We start from the raw sequence: 18,498 nt of genomic DNA, 5'->3' as shown, positions 1-18,498 counted from the left end.
CCGATGGAACAGTTCCTGGTCATCGCCACCGTACATTTTCTCGCCCTGCTCTCGCCCGGCCCCGACTTCTTCCTCGTTGCACGCACGGCGATCACGTCCGGGTGGCGTACCGCCAGCGGCGCCTGCGCCGGCATTGCCTTGGGCAATGGCATCTTCATCGTGGCCGCCTTCACCGGCATCGCGATGCTGCGCGCGGGCAGCGCAGGGTTCATTGCGGTGCAGTTGGCGGGCTGCGGCTTCCTGCTGTACCTCGGCACGCTGTTCCTGCGCCATGCGGGTTCTACGACGCTGCAGGCACCTGCCACGGAATCGCGCGCAGGCGATACGCACGGGTGGTGGAAGGCGGCAGGGCTGGGCGCCCTGTCTGCGCTGCTGAACCCGAAGAATGCGCTGTTCTACGCAACGCTGGCGGCAATGCTCAACGGCCCGCAGGCCAACGCCACAACGAAATTCTTCTATGGCGCGTGGATGTTCGGCATTGTCCTGCTTTGGGATCTGCTGGTAGCCGCACTGGTCGGCCACCCGTGGGTGCTGCGTCGGTTCGCACGCGCCCTGCCCTGGCTGGAGCGGGCCGCAGGGCTTCTGATGATCGCACTGGCGCTATGGATCGTCGTGTCGCTGTGGGCCGGCTGATGCCGGCGATTCGCGCCTGTCGCAATGGCGTTCAATACGGCGCGTTCACACCCGCCCACACTCTGCACTTTCTGTAGGTCAGTGGCAGGTTTACGTGCAGCAGTTCTTCATCGTCGCGGTGTTGTACGGCTTCGCCATGCTCCTGCCTGCTTCGCATCACGCGAAGATCCTGCGCACCGCGATGGGCGCGGGCAGGCACGCCGCCATGGCCACGTCGTTCGGTATCGCCGTCGGTACGGGCGTCATCTGTGCGACGGCTTTCGTTGCAGCGGGCATGCTGGGAAACCGCGGCCTGTGGACGCTGGCGATGCAGTGTGTGGGCTGCCTCCTGCTGCTGCGCCTGGCGGGTATGTGCCTGCGCGACGCCGGCTTGACCCCGTTCTCTCCGCTTTCCCTGCAGATGCCCTTGGGCCTGCGCGCCCGCTCCCGTTGCCCGCTCGCCGAAGCAGGATGCCTGCTGGCGTTCGCCAGCAGCAGCAACTGGATGCTGCAGTTCGCGATTGCAGCCCTGGTTACCGGCCTCGTAGCCGACACTGGCACCCAGGCCGCTTACGTGGCCTGCCTGAGTGGCGTCGCACTGTCGCTCGGCCTGCTGATGGCGTGGCTCGGCAGCCATCCGCGCTGGGCACAGGGGTGTTGCCGATTGCTTCCATGGCTGGAGCATGCTGCGGGCCTGCTGATCGGGGCGGTGTCGGTGGCGTACCTGGCAGGTGCACTGGGTACGACCCTGGTCTGGGCAAGCATCACGGGGCAGGTGCAGCTGCCGGAATCGATCCCTGCCACAAGCCAGATGCAACCGGCTTCAACATCGCGGCGCGGCCGAGGCATGCCATGCGCGTTGCCGCATTGCCGCGCTCGCCGCAGCACTCCGCCCTGATCGAGATCTGTAGACGTGGGGGTAGTGCCGGCCGCCGGCCGGCAACCTCGTGAACACGCCAGGCATCATCGGGTTGCCGGCCAGCGGCCGGCACTACCACAAACAAGAAAGGCGGCCCTGCGGCCGCCTTTCTCTGCATCACTTGCCCTTGACGTGCTTCATCAAGCGCCGCTTGGCCTTGACCTGCCGCTCGGTGAGGACGTTCTTCTTGCCCTCGTACGGGTTGGTACCCTCGCGGAAGATGAAGCTCACCGGCGTGCCGATCAGCTTGAAGCGCTTGCGGAAGAAGTTCTCCAGGTAGCGCTTGTACGACTCCTGCAGTTCCTTCAGGCGGGTGCCGTGCACGATGAAGGTCGGCGGGTTGGCACCGGCCGGGTGCACGTAACGCAGCTTGGAGACATGGCCGCGGATGGTCGGCGGCGGGTTGGTCTCGTAGGCCACTTCCAGCGCCTTGTTCACTTCGCTGGTGGTGAAGGTCTTGTTCGCCGATTCGTGCGCGCGGTGCACCGCACGGAACAGCTCACGCAGGCCCGAGCCATGCTTGGCCGAGATGCGCACCGATTCGGCCCATGGCACGAAGCCCAGGCGAAGCGACAGCATGGTTTCGGCCTGCTCGCGCTGGTACTCGGTCAGGCCATCCCACTTGTTGATGGCGATCACCAGCGCGCGGCCGGCATCGAGCACGGCGCCGAGCACGGTGGCGTCCTGGTCGGTCACACCTTCGGTGGCGTCCAGCATCAGCACCGCCACCTGGCACTGCTCGATCGACTGCATGGTCTTGACCACCGAGAACTTCTCGACAACTTCGTCCACGCGCGAGCGGCGGCGCAGGCCGGCGGTGTCGATCAGGCGGTACTCACGGCCATCACGCTCCAGGTCCACGGCGATCGAGTCGCGGGTGGTACCCGGCACGTCGGAGGCGATCATGCGCTCCTCGCCGAGGATGCGGTTGACCAGGGTCGACTTGCCCACGTTCGGGCGGCCGACAAAGGCAATGCGGATGCGGTTCGGATCGTTGTCCAGCTCTTCGCCGCTGCCTTCTTCCGGCAGGCGCTGCACCACTTCTTCGAGCAGGTCATCCAGGCCCTGGCGATGCGCGGCCGAGACGGTCAGCATTTCGCTGAAGCCGTAACGGGCGAACTCCGAACGCACGCTGTCCTCGTCGGTGCCGTCGATCTTGTTGATCAGCAGCAGCGTCGGGCGCGACAGCTTGCGCAGCCAGGCCAGGATCTCATCGTCCATGGCCGAGCTGCCGTCACGGGCATCGACCACGAACAGGATCAGATCGGCTTCCGCAGCGGCGGCACGGGCCTGGCGCGTGGTAGCGCCAGCCAGGCCTTCTTCCTCTTCCGCGATGCCGCCGGTGTCGACGACGAGGAAATGATTGTCCTCGTCGAGACGGCAGACGCCGTAGTTGCGGTCGCGGGTGACGCCGGGCTGGTCGTGGACCAGGGCGTCACGGGTGCGCGTAAGCGCATTGAAAATAGTCGACTTGCCGACATTCGGCCGTCCAACCAGGGCGACCAAAGGCAGCATCGCGATTACTCCATTTTTAATTTGCCAACCGGAAGGCGGTCAGCTTGCCATCCACGTTCTGCACCAGCAGCACCCCGTCTACGACGATTGGCTGGGCAAGCAGGGCGTCACCGCCGCTCTTTGCCCGTGCAGCCATCGCCCCATCGGCGGTCTTCAACCAGTGCACGTATCCCTTGTAGTCACCGACCACCACGTAGTCGCCGTGCAGCGCCGGGCCGGTCAGCGAACGACGCGCCAGCTCGGTCTGCGACCACATTGCTGCGCCGGTCGCCTTGTCCAGGCCGAACACGCCGCCCTTGTTGTCGGTAACGAAAACATTGCCAGACGAAACCGCCACGCCACCCGCGCCGCCATGGTCGCGCGCCCACAGCGGGCGACCGGTCGGGCCTTCGATGGCCATGGTCTGGTTCTTGAAGCTGCTTACATAGAGGGTGTTGCCCTCCAGCACCGGGGCGCCATCGACGTCGGCCATGCGCTCCAGCTCGGTACGGCCTTCGCCGTTGCCGAGGTTCTGTTCCCACAGGGTGCGGCCATCCTGCATGGCAAGCGCGGCAACCGCGCCTTCATCCTTGCCGATGAACAGCACGCCCGGACCGGTCACCACCGGCGCGTTGCCACGCACGGTCAGCGCCGGCAGCTCGCTCGGGTTGAACCACTTCTGGGTGCCGTTGCCGACATCGAAAGCGGTCACACGGCCATCATTGCTGCGCACGAAGACCATGCCCTGGGCAACGGCCGGCGCGGCAATGACTTCACCCGGAACACGGGCGCGCCACTTCTCGCTGCCGTCGTTGATGTCCAGGGCGATGACCTGGCCATCGAGCGTGCCGATCACGACCAGATTCTCACCGACACCCGGGCCACCGGACAGGCGCAGCTTGGCCTTCTTCTTTTCCTTCTTCGGCTCCCAGGTCCAGACCTTCTTGCCGGTCTGCAGGTCGATGGCGTGGACGCCACCGGTGATCGCCGCGGCGAACACGTGGCCGTTGGCCACTGCCGGGCCCTGGCGCACGCCGATGCGGCGCTCGCCCTTGCCGAGGTTGACCGACCAGGCCTTGTTGACCTTCACGGAGGGCTCGAACTTGACCAGTTCAGCCGGCTCCTGGGCCTTCTTCGCTGCCGCGTCCTTACCGGCGAACCAGCCCTTCACGGTGCTGCAGCCAGTCAACGCCATGCCCATCAGGAGCACGGTGGCGACGCGGGTGATCATGACCTTCTGACTCATCAAACCGACTCCGCAGGGGCGGCGACCGTGCCGCCAGCATCCATAACCTTGGTTTCCAGCAGGCGCCGCTGCGGCGCTGCCACGTCCAGCGACTTCAGCGCCTTCTCGTACTGTGCACGGGCGTCATCGCGCTTGCCCTGCGCCATCAGCGCGTCGCCATGGATCTCCAGGCTGCTGCTGTCAGTGGCGCTGCCGAGCAGCTTGATGGCCTCGTCGCTCTTGCCGGTAGCCACCAGCAGGCGGGCCACGCGCTGGTCGACCACGCGCTGCAGGTCGCCTTCGACCTTCACGGCGCGCAGGGTGGCCAGCGCTTCTTCGTTCTTGCCGGCGTCGACCTGGGCCTTGGCCAGCTGCAGCGCCGCGAGGTCGCCGTAGATGCTGGACGGACCAGCTTCGAGCGCCTTGACCGCCTTGGAGGCGTCGTCAAGCTTGTTCTGCTGAAGGCCGACCAGGGCCTTCTGGTACTCGACATTGGCCGAGGCCAGCTTGCCGCCCTGATCCTTCTGGTACCACTGCCAGCCGGCAATGGCACCGATGGCGATGACTACGCCACCGAGGATGCTGGCGCCATTCTTCCGCAGCCAGCTGCGGACGCGTTCACTTTGTTCGTGCTCGTCGAGCAGGTCGTCGATCGCCATGCGTACTCTCGCCCCGCCCGTCGGGAGGGACCATTGGGATTAATCGAAGGTGGTGAAACCGCGCCTCAGTGCGAAACCGGGACTACGGAGCCTTCAGAGGATACCTGAAAGCGTGCCACGTTGGCTCGCTGGTAGGGGGTCAGATCGACGATAGCGCCATTCTGCTGAACCTGGACCGCCGAGGCATTGCCCAGCGTGACCCGGGCAACCTGGCCCGGGGTGAAGCTGCGGCTCTCGCCGGACTTGATCAGCGCCTTCTCGACGCTGGTGCCGTCCGGGCCACCGATATCGACCCAGCTGTCGCCGTTGAACTGCATGTCCAGCGTATTGGCCGCAGCGGCGGCCGGGGCCGAACGCGGCACCGGAGCCAGCGAGGCCACGTACGGGGTTGCCGCCGGCTTGCTGGCCGGAGCAGCCGCCACTTCGACCGGCGCGGACGGCTCGATGCCTGCCGCCGACGGGGTCACCGGCACGGCGGCCGGCAGCGCATCCAGCGACGCGGTATTCGGCGCCGGGGGGGCACTGCCATCGAAGTGGCCACGGGTGGCGAACCACACCGGCACGGCCAGCACCGCGGTGATACCGACATAGAGCACGCGCCGACCGAGGTTCTCGGCGATACGGCGCGCACGCGGGGTATGGGTATGGCTGACCAGGGTGGGCGGGACCACCGGCCCGACCTGGGCCTGCTCCAGCAGCTGGCCCACGTCCACGTCGAGCAGGCGCGCATAGCTGCGCAGCTGGCCGCGCACGAACACCGGCGCGCCGAGCTTCTGCCATTGTTCTTCTTCCAGCGACCTGACCACCTGGATCGGCATGCGCAGGCGCGAGCCGACATCTTCGAGGGTCAGTCCGGCCGCCTCACGGGCCTGGCGCAGGCGGGTGCCGCAGCCGGCCGCAGTCTCGAGAGCGCTCACAGTCTGGTCATCAATCACAATGCATCAACCCTGGAGTTAGGAGCCCGCTTCCTGCGGAAATTCCTGTCGAATCCGCTGAAGATAGCGATCAGATGCCGCCCGATCACCCAGCCGCGCTTCGATTTGAGACGCAAGTTGTAACACGGAACGCGTTGCGGGTGCAGCTGCAATCCTACGTTCGGCGAAGGCCCGGGCCTCCATGAAGCGGCCCTGGCGGAAGCTCAACTGAGCCATCGCCTCCAGCGCAACCGGGTTGCCGGGCAGCACTGCGAGTGCCGCGCGCAGGTCGCGCTCGGCACGCTCGAGCTGGCCGGCATCCAGCGCACAACCGCCCGCATTGGCCTGTGCTTCGGCCGCTGCAGCATAGCCGGGGGCCTGCAATGCGCGATCGAACCAGACCAGCGACTCGGCCGGCCGCCCCTGCTGGCACAGCCAGGCACCGTAATTGTTGAGTACGTCGCCGCGCTGCGGCGCCAACTCAGCAGCCCGGCGGAAGTTCTCGCCAGCCTGCTGGGTACGGCCGCGGCGCTCGTCGATGCCGGCCAGCAGCACCAGACCGTCCGGCGCATCCGGGGCCAGCTTCTGCGCCTCGCGGACCTTGCGCTCGGCAGCATCAAGGTTGCCGACCTGCAGGTCGCGGGCCGCCAGGGACAGCAGATCCTGCCAGCGCACCTGGCGCCGGACGTTGTCCGGGTCACGCACGGAGTACACCGGCGCCATGCTGGGGCCCAGCTTGGCCTTGGAGTGGGATTTGCAGCCGCCGACCGAAATGGCCAGCACGCCTGCGATCAGGACCAGCCAGAGGCGGTCAGGCCGCGGCATCGCTCCCCTTCCCCGCCTGAAGCGTCTTGTTGAACTCGGCCTGGCGGCGTGTGCGGTCCATCACCTGGCCCTTGAGCTGACCACAGGCGGCGTCGATGTCGTCGCCACGGGTGCGGCGGACCATGGTCAGCACGTTGCTGTCGAGCAGGATCTTCTGGAAGGCGCGGATATGCGCTTCTTCCGAACGCTCGTAGCGGGTGCCCGGGAACGGGTTGAACGGGATCAGGTTGACCTTGCCCGAGTCCTTGGCCTGCACCGCGTTGTCGAACTGGCGCATCAGGCGCGCCAACTCGCGGGCATGCTCGGGCTTGTCGTTGATGCCCTTCATCAGGGTGTACTCGAAGGTCACCGATTCGCGGCGCTTGTTGGCGCGCAGGTAGCGTGCGCACGAAGCCATCAGCTCGGCAATCGGGTACTTCTTGTTGAGCGGCACCAGCGTCTCGCGCAGCGCATCGTTGGGCGCATGCAGCGACACCGCCAGCGACACGTCGCTTTCGGTGGACAGGCGGTCGATCTGCGGCACCAGGCCGGAGGTCGACAGGGTCACGCGCTTGTTGGCCAGGCCGTAGCCCAGGTCGTCGCGCATCACGCTCATGGCGCGCACGACGTTGTCGAAATTCATCAACGGCTCGCCCATGCCCATCATCACCACGTTGGTAAGACGGCGCATCTGGTGCGGCACGTTGCCCAGGTGGCGTGCGGCAATCCACACCTGGCCGATGATCTCGGCGGTGGTCAGGTTGCGGTTGAAGCCCTGGGTGGCAGTGGAACAGAACGTGCAGTTCAGGCCGCAACCGACCTGCGAGGACACGCACAGCGTGCCACGGGTCTTGTCGGGGATGTACACGGTCTCGATGGCGTTCTTGCCATCCACGCCCATCGCCAGCAGCCACTTGTGGGTGCCGTCGGCGGAGGGCTTGTCGAACACGATGTTCGGGACGAGGACCTCGGCATGCTCCTGCAGCTTGGCGCGCAGGACCTTGCCGAGGTCGGTCATCTCATCGAACTCGGTGACGTAGCGATGGTGGATCCACTTCATCACCTGATGGGCACGGAACTTCTTCTCGCCAAGAACCTCGACGAAAAACTTCTCCAGGCCCGCGCGATCGAGGTCGAGCAGGTTCTGCTTGCCAGCCGTGGGTGCCGACTTCGGCAGCGGCTGGATGGCGGGTGTCTGTACGACCTCGTTCACGGCATTACTCTCAGCGCGAAACGACTTCGGTGGCGGCGAAGAAGTAGGCGATTTCAATCGCTGCATTCTCGACCGAGTCCGAGCCGTGGGCGGCGTTGGCATCGATGGATTCGGCGAAGTCGGCGCGGATGGTGCCCGGCGCGGCTTCCTTCGGGTTGGTGGCGCCCAGCAGGTCGCGGTGGGCCAGGACGGCGTTCTCGCCTTCCAGGGCCTGGATCATCACCGGGCCGGAGATCATGAACTCGACCAGCGCGTTGAAGAACGGACGCTCGCGGTGCACGGCGTAGAAGCCTTCGGCTTCACGGCGCGACAGCTGCTTGTACTTGGCGGCCACGACCTTCAGGCCAGCCTTTTCAAAGCGGGCGTAGATTTCGCCGATGACGTTCTTGGCAACGGCGTCCGGCTTGATGATCGAAAGGGTGCGCTCCAGCGCCATGGGATGTCTCCAATGGAATCGGGCCGCTGATGGCCCGAAGGGTAACAAAAAAAAAGCCGCGTCGAAACGCGGGCTTAGCCTGATAAACGTGCGCGGATTGTAAAAGATATCGCGGCGTGGTGGTAGTGCCGGCCGCTGGCCGGCAACCCCGTGAGGGGCCAGGGTCGGATCCCCGCAGGGGCTCTGACCCCGTTCCTGGCCCAAGGTCGGGGTCGGAGCCCCGTTCGGGGATCCGACCCCGCCCCACCCCATTCACCCACCTGAGCGGATTCTGACCACCCGGTCCATTTTTGCTGCACTGCAAAATGCCATACGCTACCGTCTGGTTCTAGTATCAAACAATCGTTTGATTAAGGTCCGCCTGCCCGATGGCCAAGCCCGCCCACTTCTCGACCAAGGACCGGATCCTCGGCGCCGCCGAGGAGCTGTTCGCCCAGCACGGCTTCGCCGGCACCTCCCTGCGCCAGGTCACCAGCCAGGCCGACGTCAACATCGCTGCGGTGAACTACCACTTCGGTTCCAAGGAAAACCTGGTCAACGAGGTGTTCCGCCGCCGCATGGACGAGATGACCGGCGCCCGCCTGTCGCAGCTCGAGCGCGCCCGCACCGAGCACCCCGGCCAGCTGCGCCCGGTGCTGGCCGCCTTCGTCGAGCCTGCGCTGGCGATGGCCCAGGACCGCCAGAGCGGCGGCGCCTTCGTGCGCGTGATCGCCCGCGCCTACGCCGAGAAGAACGACAACCTGCGCAAGTTCCTGTCCGACCATTACGGCCATGTGCTGCGCGCGTTCGGCAAGGCCATCGCCGAATGCGTGCCCGGCCTGAGCAAGGAAGAGCTGTACTGGCGCCTGGATTTCCTGGCCGGCTCGCTCACCTATGCCATGGCCGACTTCGGGCTGATCAAGCGTCCCGCCGGTGTCACCGAAGCGGCGCATCGTGCCCATGCCGCCCATGAACTGATCCATTTCGCCGAGGCCGGGTTCCGCGCCGCCGCACGCAGCGGCAGCGCCCTGCCCGCCTCCATTGATTCCACCCAGTAACTGCTGACCAACAAAGGCCCTACACCATGTCCAATTCCCTGCTAGTCCGCCGCGCCGCCGTGCTGGGTGCCGGCGTCATGGGTGCCCAGATCGCCGCCCACCTCACCAACGCTGGCGTCGACACCGTGCTGTTCGACCTGCCCGCCAAGGAAGGTCCGGCCGACGGCATCGTGCTGAAGGCGATCGCCAACCTGGGCAAGCTGAGCCCGGCGCCGCTGGCCAGCAAGTCGCTGGCCGAAGCCATCACCCCGGCCAACTACGAGTCCGGCCTGGAGCAGCTGAAGGACTGCGACCTGATCATCGAGGCCATCGCCGAGCGTATGGACTGGAAGCAGGACCTGTACAAGAAGATCGCCCCGTTCGTGGCCGACCACGCGGTGCTGGCCTCCAACACCTCGGGCCTGGGCATCAACAAGCTGGCCGACGTGCTGCCCGAACAGCTGCGCCACCGCTTCTGCGGCGTGCACTTTTTCAACCCGCCGCGCTACATGCACCTGGCCGAGCTGATCCCGGCCACCACCACCGACGCCTCGGTGCTGGAAGGCCTGGAAGCCTTCCTGGTCACCACCCTGGGCAAGGGCGTGGTGTACGCCAAGGACACCCCGAATTTCATCGGCAACCGCATCGGCGTGTTCTCGATCCTGTCCACCATCCACCACACCCAGCAGTTCGGCCTGGGCTTCGATGAAGTGGACGGCCTGACCGGCCCGCTGGTCGGTCGCCCGAAGTCGGCCACCTACCGCACCTCCGACGTGGTCGGCCTGGACACGATGGCCCACGTCATCAAGACCATGGGCGACACCCTGCCGAACGACCCGTGGCATGAGTTCTTCAAGTCGCCGAAGTGGCTGGACGCGCTGATTGCCAAGGGCGCGCTGGGCCAGAAGACCGGCGCCGGCATCTTCCGCAAGGTCGGCAAGGACATCGTGGTGCTGGACCTGGAAAAGCAGGACTACCGCGCCGCTGATCGCACCGCCGCACCGGAAGTGGTCGAGATCCTGAAGATCAAGAACCCGGCCGAGAAGTTCGCCAAGCTGCGCGAGAGCCAGCACCCGCAGGCGCAGTTCCTGTGGGCGACCTTCCGCGACCTGTTCCACTACAGCGCCTACCACCTGGCCGACATCGCCGAAACCGCGCGCGACGTCGACCTGGCCATCCGCTGGGGCTACGGCTGGTCGCTGGGCCCGTTCGAAACCTGGCAGGCCGCCGGCTGGAAGCAGGTTGCGCAGTGGATCGCCGATGACATCGTGGCCGGCAAGAGCATGAGCAACGCCCCGCTGCCGGATTGGGTGTTCGATGGCCGCGATGGCGTGCACGCCGCCGAGGGCAGCTACAGCCCGTCGCGCAACGCCAAGCTGCCGCGCTCGTCGCTGCCGGTGTACCAGCGCCAGCGCTTCCCGGATCCGCTGCTGGGCGAGAAGTTCGCCCCGGGCGAAACCGTGTTCGAGAACGACGGCGTGCGCATGTGGCACGACGGCGACGGCATTGCCGTGGTCAGCTTCAAGACCAAGATGAACACCGTCTCCGACCACGTGCTCGACGGCCTGCAGGAATGCGTGTCGCTTGCCGAAAAGAACTTCCAGGGCCTGGTGATCTGGCAGCAGAAGGAACCCTTCTCCGCCGGCGCCGACCTGGCCGGTGCGCTCGGCCTGTTGCAGGCCGGCAAGGTCGACCAGTTCGAAGAAATGGTGCACAACTTCCAGCGCACCAGCCAGCGCATCAAGTACTCGCTGGTGCCGGTGGTGGCTGCCGTGCGTGGCCTGGCACTGGGTGGTGGCTGCGAGTTCCAGATGCACAGCGCCAAGACCGTAGCCTTCCTGGAAAGCTACATCGGCCTGGTCGAAGCCGGCGTCGGCCTGCTGCCGGCCGGTGGCGGCCTGAAGGAACTGGCCGTGCGCGCCTCGCAGGCGGCCGGCCCGGGTGGTGACGTGTTCGCCGAACTGAAGAAGACCTTCGAGACCGTGGCAATGGCCAAGGTCTCCAACTCGGCGGTCAACGCCCAGGAACTGGGCCTGCTGCGCAGCACCGACAAGGTGGTGTTCAACAGCTACGAGGCGCTGTACATCGCCAAGGCTGAAGCACGCGCACTGGCCGAAGCGGGCTACCGTCCGCCGCTGCCGGCACGCCGCATCCAGGTCGCCGGTGACGTGGGTATCGCCACCTTCAAGATGATGCTGGTCAACATGCTGGAAGGCCGCTTCATCAGCCCGTACGACTACGAGATCGCCGAGCGCATCGCCACCGTGCTGTGCGGCGGCAAGGTCGACCGCGGCACCCTGGTGGACGAAGAGTGGCTGCTGACCCTGGAGCGCAAGCATTTCGTCGAACTGGCCCAGCAGGAAAAGACCCAGGCCCGCATCGCGCACATGCTCAAGACCGGCAAGCCGCTGCGTAACTGATTGATGGCGGGTGCCGACCCCAGGTCGGCACTCCTCTGCCTCTGGTGGGTTCCCACCCTGGTGGGCACTCCTCTGCCTCTGGTGGGTGCCGACCGTTGGTCGGCACTCCGGCTAAAAAATTCGAGAGATCACTGCAATGACCAAGCAAATCCAGGACGCCTACATCGTCGCCGCCACCCGCACCCCGGTTGGCAAGGCGCCCAAGGGCATGTTCCGCAACACCCGCCCCGATGACATGCTTGCGCACGTGCTGCGCAGCGTCGTTGCCCAGGCCCCCGGCGTGGATGTCAATCGCATCGATGACGCGATCATCGGCTGCGCGATGCCGGAAGCCGAGCAGGGCATGAACGTGGCGCGTATCGGCGTGCTGCTGGCCGGCCTGCCGAACACCATCGCCGCGCAGACCGTGAACCGCTTCTGCTCGTCCGGCCTGCAGGCCGTGGCGCAGGCCGCCGACGCGATCCGCCTGGGCAACGCCGACCTGATGCTGGCCGGCGGCACCGAGTCGATGTCGATGGTGCCGATGATGGGCAACAAGATAGCGATGGCGCCGAGCGTGTTCGACAACGACCACGTGGCCATCGCCTACGGCATGGGCATCACCGCCGAAAAGGTCGCCGAAGAGTGGAAGGTCTCGCGCGAAGACCAGGACGCCTTCGCCCTGGCCTCGCACCAGAAGGCGATGGCCGCGATCCAGAACGGTGACTTCAAGGACGAGATCAGCCCGTACGAGATCATCTCGCACCAGCCGGACCTGGCTGACGGCAAGCGCATCCTCACCCGCAACAAGCTGGCCGACACCGACGAAGGCCCGCGCCCGGATTCCTCGGCCGAAGGCCTGGCCAAGCTGCGCCCGGTGTTCCGCAACGGCCAGTTCGGCGGCACCGTCACTGCTGGCAACTCGTCGCAGATGAGCGACGGCGCCGGTGCCGTGCTGCTGGCCTCGGAACAGGCGATCAAGGACTACGGCCTGACCCCGCTGGCCCGTTTCGTCAGCTTCTCGGTAGCCGGCGTGCGCCCGGAAGTGATGGGCATCGGCCCGATCGCTGCGATTCCGAAGGCACTCAAGCAGGCCGGCCTGACCCAGGACCAGCTGGACTGGATTGAACTGAACGAAGCGTTCGCCGCGCAGTCGCTGGCGGTGATCCGCGATTGCGGCCTGGACCCGAGCAAGGTCAACCCGCTGGGCGGCGCGATCGCCCTGGGCCACCCGCTGGGTGCGACCGGCGCGATCCGCACCGCAACCCTGCTGCACGGCCTGCGCCGTCGCCAGCAGAAGTACGGCATGGTGACGATGTGCATCGGCACCGGCATGGGCGCAGCGGGTATTTTCGAGGCGCTGTAAGGTTCAAAGCGTTGCCGGCTGGAGTGTCGGTTTGCTGTGGGGCCCGGGTGGGTGAGACTGCCCGGGACACGCCGTAAACCCTTCCCTGGGGGCTTGGCAGCGGCATCCATGCCGCTGACAGTCCCGGCCAGCCTCACCCACCCGCGCCAGCCGACATTCCACGCGGCGGAGGGGTGAGCAGAAGCAAAGGCTGGGGTCAGAGCCCTTTGCGCAGCAAAGGGATCTGACCCCAACAAGCAAAAAAGGCAGCCATCGGCTGCCTTTTTTTCTTTTGCTCTTGCCCTTGATTCCGCCCTTCCCGTCCGCGCCCGCAGGAGACCTGACAGGTGGGATGGGTGGGCCTTTGCAGGACCGTTGGCGCCATGGATGGCGCCATCGAGCCCCCAAGGACGGGTTTACGGCGTGTCCTGCAAAGGCCCACCCATCCCCCCCTTCACGTATCAATCAAAGCGCGAACGGAGCGCTCGAAAAACCTTATTCCGCCAACATCGCCGCCAGCTTCTCGCGTGCCGGGCCGGCCAGCTTCGGGTTGTCCAGCGCGAAGCGGATCGTCGCCTCCACCAGCCCCAGGTGCGTACCGCAGTCGAAACGGGTGCCCTCGAAACGATAGGCATCCACCTCTTCGGTCTTCAGCAGCTGCGCGATCGCGTCGGTCAGCTGGATCTCGCCACCGGCACCACTGCCGGTCTGCTCCAGCAGCTCGAAGATCTTCGGGCTCAGCACGTAGCGGCCGACCACGGCCAGGTCGCTCGGCGCGTCCTCCGGCTTCGGCTTCTCCACGATCTGAGAAATACGGCCCTTGCGGCCATCGAACGCATCGGTGGCAACGATGCCGTAGCTGGCGGTCTTGTCATGCGGCACGTCTTCCACCGCGATCACGCTGGCACCGCTGGCTTCGTTGAGGTCGGCCATCTGCTTCAGCGCGCCATCGCCACGGTTCCAGATCAGGTCGTCCGGCAGCAGTACCGCGAACGGTTCGTCGCCGATCACCGCCTTGGCACACAGCACCGCATGGCCCAGGCCCAGTGCTTCAGCCTGGGTCACGAAGATCGCGCGGACGCCGTTGGGCAGCACATGACGGATCAACTCCAGCTGCTCCAGCTTGCCAGCGCGCTCGAGCTTCTGCTCCAGTTCGTAGGCCTTGTCGAAATAATCGGCCACCGCATGCTTGTAGCGGTTGGTGATGAACACCAGCGTGTCGCAGCCCGCCTCGATCGCTTCATCCACCGCGTACTGGATCAGCGGCCGGTCGATGATCGGCAGCATTTCCTTCGGAACGGTCTTGGTTGCTGGCAGAAAACGCGTCCCCAGTCCTGCCACCGGGAAAACTGCCTTGCGAATTCGCTTGCTCATTGGTGCCTGTTGGCCTCACGTGCCGGAAAGGGCACAACTTTAGCGGATGAAATGTAAGCATCCTGTTCGATGGGAGAGAACTCCGGCATCGTCGCGAACAGGATCTCCTGGATGCTGGTCGTGTCGTAGCTGCACACCGCCTCGCGCAGGCGCGGGACATTGCCCAGCACCACATCGCGCGCGAACGTGCGCACACCGGCCTCAAGGATCTTCGGGTGTGCGGTCGAACGATAGTCCTCGTCCGAATAGAACAGCGTCTCGTGCAGCTTCTCGCCCGGGCGCAGGCCGGTGTAGATGATCTGGACGTCCTTGTACGGCTGCTTGCCGGCCAGGCGGATCATCTGTTCGGCCAGCACGCGGATCGGCACCGGCTCGCCCATGTCGAGCGTGTAGATCGCACCATGCGACGCCGACGCAGCGGCCTGCAGGATCAGCTGGCAGGCCTCCGGAATGGTCATGAAGTAGCGGCTGACTTCCGGGTCGGTGACGGTGACCGGCCCGCCGCGCAGGATCTGCTCGCGGAACAACGGCACCACGCTGCCGGCCGAGGCCAGCACGTTGCCGAAGCGCACGGTGACGAACCGGGTGTGCGTGGACTTCTGGTCCAGGCTCTGGCAGATCATCTCGGCGTAGCGCTTGCTGGCGCCCAGTGCGTTGACCGGGTCCACTGCCTTGTCGGTGGAGATGAACACGAAATGCTCGACGCGTGCCTCCATGCAGGCACGGGCCACGTTCTCGGTGGCCAGGATGTTGTTGCGTACCGCTTCGCGCAGCTGGCGCTCCAGCACCGGCACATGCTTGTAGGCAGCGGCGTGGAACGCGGTATCGACCGGATGCAGCGACAACGCGTGGCGGATCACCGCCGGGTCGCCACAGTCACCCAGTACCGCTTCGACCTCGACATCAGGGAAGCTGCGGCGCAGTTCACCTTCAATGGTCAGCAACAGCAGCTCGCTGATCTCCAGCAGGATGATGCGGCCGGCGCCGTGGCGCGCGCACTGGCGGCACAGCTCCGAGCCGATCGAGCCACCGGCACCGGTGACCATCACCGTACGCCCGCCCAACCAGCCGCGGATCAGGTTCCAGTCCGGCATGATCGGCTTGCGACCGAGCAGGTCCTCGATCGCCACTTCCTTCAACTGCCCTGGCAGCGACTGGCCCTGCAGGATGTCGCTGAGCTTTGGCACGGTGCGGAATGGTACGCCGGTGCTTTCACAGATGGCGACCACGCGCTGCATGCCTGCAGCGTCAAGCGAGGGCATCGCAATCACCAGCAGCTTGGCCGCGGTTTCGCGCACTACTGCCGGCGCGTCGTCCAGGCCACCCAGGATGGGCAGGCCCTGCAGCTTGGCCCCGCGCAGGTGGGGCGCATCATCCAGCAGGCCCACCGGTTCGAAGTTGCCCGACCGGCGCAGGTCGCGGACCAGGGTCTCAGCGGCCTGGCCGGCACCCAGGATCAACACGCGCCGCGCGGACGAATCCGACTGCAGCGACTGGTAGTCCTTCCATGCCCGGTACAGCAACCGCGGCGCGCCCAGCAGCGCCGACAGCGCGAACGGATAGATCACCAGCACCGACATCGGCACGCCATCGAAGCGCTTCCACATCAGCACCAGCACGATGGCGACCATGCCGATGAAGCTGGCCTTGAAGATGTTCAGCAGGTCGCTGACGCTGGCGAAACGCCACAGCCCGCGATACAGGCCAACGCGCCAGAACACCAGGCCCTGCAGCAGCAGTACCAGGGTGGTGTCGACATTCCACAGGGGAAGCGCGGGCGCGTTGGGAAGGATCGAGTAGCGCCCCGCATGGAGCAGCTGCCAGCATGCCCAGACCATGAAGAGGTCGTGGCAGACGATGGCCGAACGCGGCATCAGGCCGAGGATTCTGTCCCGCCAGGGTGAAGCCATGAGTCAGATAGTTCCTTGTCGGTGACGCAATCCATTGCGCAGGAGGAGCCAAAGGACGCTCAGCGCAATGAACCACGCGATCGCCACGACAGCCTCCCACCTCGGCTGCAAATTCGAGCAGACATTAAGCACTGTAATACTGAACAGGCCCAAAGCAAAGTACATCCCTGTCACCAGGGCGTGGCTGGCTCCTGCCTGCACCGCCCTCTGGTAGACGTGCTGGGTATGGGGTTCCGTCCAGCGTTGCCCCGAAATGATGCGCGCCAGCAGTGTGAAGCCTGCGTCCACAAGGAACGCCGAGGCCGGCACCAACAGCAGGATCCAGTTGATGTCGGTACGCACGCTGGCGATCGCCAGAACCACCGCCACGGCGTACCCCAGCGCGCCACTTCCGACATCGCCCATGAAGATCCGTGCCCGCGGAAAGTTGAACGGCAGGAATCCCAGGCAGGCCAGGCCCAACGCCACGGCTGCGAGCGAATACGGCCAGGGCAGCACCGGCGCCAGGCCCAGAGCGACCACGATGGCCTGGCTGGCGGCAATGCCGTTGATCCCATCCATGAAGTTCCAGATGTTGATCAGCGAGGCGGTGAACAGCAGCACCAGTACGGCCAGCACCCAGCTGCCACCATGAACCTTGACCAACGCCGCCAGCAGTGCGGCGGCAATGAAATGCACCAGCAGTCGGCGCATGGCCGGAAGCGGCTTGTGGTCGTCCCACCAGCCGATGCCCGCGACCAGGACCAGGCCGAGACTGGCAACCAGCAGGCTGGGCGTTGCTTCGGGCCAGGCCCACATCGCCACGCCCGCCGTAACGAGCAGGCTGATGACGATGGCAATGCCGCCACCGCGCGGGGTTGCCACGCTATGGCTGCGGCGCTCGCCGGGCTGGTCCATCAGCTGCCGGCGCAGCGCGTAACCGCGTGCCGCCCAGGTCAGCGCCGCACTCAGCAGGGCCAATCCCAGCAGCGCCCCCATCACAAACCACGGCATGGATCAGAGCACCGCGTAGTTCAGCAGTGGCTTGACCGTGCCCCACTCCTTGCAGCTCGGGCACTGCCAGTGGTGGGTGCGCGCACCGAAGCCGCAGCGGGTGCAGCGGTAAGCGGGGTTGCGGACCAGCAGCTGGTCGGTGATGTGCTTGAGGTCGTGCAGGGTCGCCGTGGAATCGGCGCCTTCTGCCAGGGTCAGGTCGATCAGCGCGGACTCGCCACGTACCGAAGGACGATCCTTGAGCTGGCGGCCGAGGTAGGCACGGGCCGGGGCCACGCCCTCCTGCTCTTCCATCAGGCGGGTCAGCGCCAGCACCGGGGCGATGCCGCGATAGTGCTCGGTCATTTCCGACAGGAAGGCACGCGCACCGCCGAGGTCACCGACCTTGCGGTAGTTGGCCATCAGCGCCGGCAGCAGCTCGGGCAGGTACTCGGGATCGTTGCGGGCCGCGCGCTCGAACGCGCGCACGGCTGCTTCTGCGTTGCCGGCATCCGTTTCCAGGCGGCCCTCGATGATGCCGGCACGCACCGACATCGCGTCGGCCTGGTAGGCGCGGGCAATCGCCGCCCTCGCCTCTTCCAGCTTGCCGGCACCGCGGAAGCGCTCGGCCAGCTCGCACTCGAACTGGCCGATCAGCTTGCCCATCGGCTCGCCGGTCACGTCCTCGAAGCGGGTGGCATTGTCGATCGCCTTTTCCCAGTCACGCTCGGCCTGGTAAATGCCGATCAGGTGCTTGAGCGCCTGCGGAGCACGCTGGTCCAGCTGTGCCAGTTCGGTGAACACGGTCTCGGCGCGATCCAGCAGGCCGGACTTCATGTAGTCCTCGCCCAGTGCCAGCAGTGCCTGCACGCGCTGCGCGTCGCTCAGGTCGTGGCGGTTGACCAGGCCCTGGTGCAGGCGGATGGCGCGATCGACTTCACCCCGGCGGCGGAACAGATGGCCCAGCGCGACCTGGGTCTCGAAGGTTTCCTTGTCCAGCTCGGCGATGTGCAGGAACAGCTCGATGGCCTTGTCTGGCTGTTCGTTGAGCAGGTAGTTCAGGCCGCGGAAATAGGTGCTGGACAGGCGGCTGACCTGGTTGTCACCGTGGCGTTGCCCGCCACGCCGGCCGATCACCCATCCGGCCAACGCGGCCAGCGGAACGAACAGGAAAAACCACAGCCACTCGGTGACGAAATCCATCTT

General features: G+C 66.0%; 16 protein-coding genes. 5 read left to right on the top strand and 11 right to left on the bottom strand.

The features are described from left to right. Window positions 1-3: 3 nt before the first annotated feature. Both SMAL_RS08555 and SMAL_RS08550 read left to right on the top strand, forming a co-directional pair. The gene (locus tag SMAL_RS08555) at window positions 4-633 is read left to right on the top strand and encodes a LysE family translocator (RefSeq protein WP_012510802.1); all 630 of its coding nucleotides are present in this window, start codon (window positions 4-6) and stop codon (window positions 631-633) included. A 94-nt stretch (window positions 634-727) separates the two neighbouring features. After that, window positions 728-1,510, top strand: a complete 783-nt coding sequence (locus tag SMAL_RS08550) for a hypothetical protein (protein ID WP_012510801.1) — start codon at window positions 728-730, stop codon at window positions 1,508-1,510. Window positions 1,511-1,648: 138 nt separating this feature from the next. On the opposite strand, the gene der is transcribed toward SMAL_RS08550, so the two are convergent. The 7 genes from der to ndk all read right to left on the bottom strand — a co-directional run bounded on the left by der (window position 1,649) and on the right by ndk (window position 8,276). Then, window positions 1,649-3,046, bottom strand: coding sequence for a ribosome biogenesis GTPase Der (gene der, locus SMAL_RS08545; RefSeq protein WP_006361683.1), 1,398 nt, complete (start codon window positions 3,044-3,046; stop codon window positions 1,649-1,651). 16 nt (window positions 3,047-3,062) lie between these two features. Next, window positions 3,063-4,271, bottom strand: coding sequence for an outer membrane protein assembly factor BamB (gene bamB, locus SMAL_RS08540; protein ID WP_012510800.1), 1,209 nt, complete (start codon window positions 4,269-4,271; stop codon window positions 3,063-3,065). Continuing rightward, window positions 4,271-4,909 carry a YfgM family protein gene (locus SMAL_RS08535; protein ID WP_012510799.1) on the bottom strand — a complete coding sequence of 213 codons (639 nt, stop codon included), beginning with the start codon at window positions 4,907-4,909 and terminating at the stop codon, window positions 4,271-4,273. The genes bamB and SMAL_RS08535 overlap by 1 nt, the downstream gene beginning before the upstream one ends. Window positions 4,910-4,974: 65 nt before the next feature. Further along, window positions 4,975-5,844, bottom strand: coding sequence for a RodZ domain-containing protein (locus SMAL_RS08530; protein WP_012510798.1), 870 nt, complete (start codon window positions 5,842-5,844; stop codon window positions 4,975-4,977). An 18-nt stretch (window positions 5,845-5,862) separates the two neighbouring features. After that, window positions 5,863-6,648, bottom strand: a complete 786-nt coding sequence (locus tag SMAL_RS08525) for a tetratricopeptide repeat protein (RefSeq protein WP_006361657.1) — start codon at window positions 6,646-6,648, stop codon at window positions 5,863-5,865. After that, window positions 6,635-7,840 carry a dual-specificity RNA methyltransferase RlmN gene (gene rlmN, locus SMAL_RS08520; protein ID WP_012510797.1) on the bottom strand — a complete coding sequence of 402 codons (1,206 nt, stop codon included), beginning with the start codon at window positions 7,838-7,840 and terminating at the stop codon, window positions 6,635-6,637. Before rlmN ends, SMAL_RS08525 begins: the two co-directional genes overlap by 14 nt. Before the next feature lie 10 nt (window positions 7,841-7,850). Further along, a complete protein-coding gene (ndk, locus tag SMAL_RS08515; protein ID WP_005409295.1) occupies window positions 7,851-8,276 on the bottom strand; it encodes a nucleoside-diphosphate kinase in 426 nt (141 codons plus the stop codon). Window positions 8,277-8,644: 368 nt separating this feature from the next. Here ndk and SMAL_RS08510 point away from each other — a divergent pair, with 368 nt between their 5' ends. The 3 genes from SMAL_RS08510 (at window position 8,645) to SMAL_RS08500 (ending at window position 13,057) form a co-directional block, all read left to right on the top strand. Further along, on the top strand, window positions 8,645-9,313 hold the full coding sequence (locus SMAL_RS08510; protein WP_012510796.1) for a TetR/AcrR family transcriptional regulator: 669 nt from the start codon (window positions 8,645-8,647) through the stop codon (window positions 9,311-9,313). A 26-nt stretch (window positions 9,314-9,339) separates the two neighbouring features. Then, the gene (locus SMAL_RS08505) at window positions 9,340-11,712 is read left to right on the top strand and encodes a 3-hydroxyacyl-CoA dehydrogenase/enoyl-CoA hydratase family protein (protein ID WP_012510795.1); all 2,373 of its coding nucleotides are present in this window, start codon (window positions 9,340-9,342) and stop codon (window positions 11,710-11,712) included. A 136-nt stretch (window positions 11,713-11,848) separates the two neighbouring features. Beyond that, on the top strand, window positions 11,849-13,057 hold the full coding sequence (locus SMAL_RS08500) for an acetyl-CoA C-acyltransferase (RefSeq protein ID WP_012510794.1): 1,209 nt from the start codon (window positions 11,849-11,851) through the stop codon (window positions 13,055-13,057). 474 nt (window positions 13,058-13,531) lie between these two features. On the opposite strand, the gene galU is transcribed toward SMAL_RS08500, so the two are convergent. The 4 genes from galU to lapB are packed head-to-tail and all read right to left on the bottom strand — an operon-like array spanning window position 13,532 to window position 18,495. Continuing rightward, window positions 13,532-14,410, bottom strand: a complete 879-nt coding sequence (galU, locus tag SMAL_RS08495) for a UTP--glucose-1-phosphate uridylyltransferase GalU (RefSeq protein ID WP_006361639.1) — start codon at window positions 14,408-14,410, stop codon at window positions 13,532-13,534. Beyond that, complete coding sequence (locus SMAL_RS08490) at window positions 14,407-16,320, bottom strand: polysaccharide biosynthesis protein (RefSeq protein WP_012510793.1); 1,914 nt, start codon at window positions 16,318-16,320, stop codon at window positions 14,407-14,409. The genes galU and SMAL_RS08490 overlap by 4 nt, the downstream gene beginning before the upstream one ends. Window positions 16,321-16,323: 3 nt before the next feature. Beyond that, window positions 16,324-17,313 carry an MraY family glycosyltransferase gene (locus SMAL_RS08485; RefSeq protein WP_012510792.1) on the bottom strand — a complete coding sequence of 330 codons (990 nt, stop codon included), beginning with the start codon at window positions 17,311-17,313 and terminating at the stop codon, window positions 16,324-16,326. A gap of 3 nt (window positions 17,314-17,316) precedes the next feature. Then, a complete protein-coding gene (gene lapB / locus SMAL_RS08480; protein WP_012510791.1) occupies window positions 17,317-18,495 on the bottom strand; it encodes a lipopolysaccharide assembly protein LapB in 1,179 nt (392 codons plus the stop codon). Window positions 18,496-18,498: the final 3 nt, after the last annotated feature.

The organism is Stenotrophomonas maltophilia R551-3, assembly GCF_000020665.1.
In the GTDB taxonomy this organism is placed as follows: domain Bacteria; phylum Pseudomonadota; class Gammaproteobacteria; order Xanthomonadales; family Xanthomonadaceae; genus Stenotrophomonas; species Stenotrophomonas maltophilia_L.
This window is presented reverse-complemented; position numbering and strand designations above follow the sequence as displayed.

Excerpts from the sequence above, each read along its gene's own strand:
- SMAL_RS08555 (WP_012510802.1), top strand. The coding sequence starts at position 4 with ATGGAACAGTTCCTGGTCATCGCCACCGTACATTTTCTCGCCCTGCTC.
- der (WP_006361683.1), bottom strand. The coding sequence starts at position 3,046 with ATGCTGCCTTTGGTCGCCCTGGTTGGACGGCCGAATGTCGGCAAGTCG.
- bamB (WP_012510800.1), bottom strand. The coding sequence starts at position 4,271 with ATGAGTCAGAAGGTCATGATCACCCGCGTCGCCACCGTGCTCCTGATG.
- SMAL_RS08535 (WP_012510799.1), bottom strand. The coding sequence starts at position 4,909 with ATGGCGATCGACGACCTGCTCGACGAGCACGAACAAAGTGAACGCGTC.
- SMAL_RS08525 (WP_006361657.1), bottom strand. The coding sequence starts at position 6,648 with ATGCCGCGGCCTGACCGCCTCTGGCTGGTCCTGATCGCAGGCGTGCTG.
- ndk (WP_005409295.1), bottom strand. The coding sequence starts at position 8,276 with ATGGCGCTGGAGCGCACCCTTTCGATCATCAAGCCGGACGCCGTTGCC.
- SMAL_RS08510 (WP_012510796.1), top strand. The coding sequence starts at position 8,645 with ATGGCCAAGCCCGCCCACTTCTCGACCAAGGACCGGATCCTCGGCGCC.
- SMAL_RS08505 (WP_012510795.1), top strand. The coding sequence starts at position 9,340 with ATGTCCAATTCCCTGCTAGTCCGCCGCGCCGCCGTGCTGGGTGCCGGC.
- SMAL_RS08500 (WP_012510794.1), top strand. The coding sequence starts at position 11,849 with ATGACCAAGCAAATCCAGGACGCCTACATCGTCGCCGCCACCCGCACC.
- galU (WP_006361639.1), bottom strand. The coding sequence starts at position 14,410 with ATGAGCAAGCGAATTCGCAAGGCAGTTTTCCCGGTGGCAGGACTGGGG.
- SMAL_RS08490 (WP_012510793.1), bottom strand. The coding sequence starts at position 16,320 with ATGGCTTCACCCTGGCGGGACAGAATCCTCGGCCTGATGCCGCGTTCG.
- SMAL_RS08485 (WP_012510792.1), bottom strand. The coding sequence starts at position 17,313 with ATGCCGTGGTTTGTGATGGGGGCGCTGCTGGGATTGGCCCTGCTGAGT.
- lapB (WP_012510791.1), bottom strand. The coding sequence starts at position 18,495 with ATGGATTTCGTCACCGAGTGGCTGTGGTTTTTCCTGTTCGTTCCGCTG.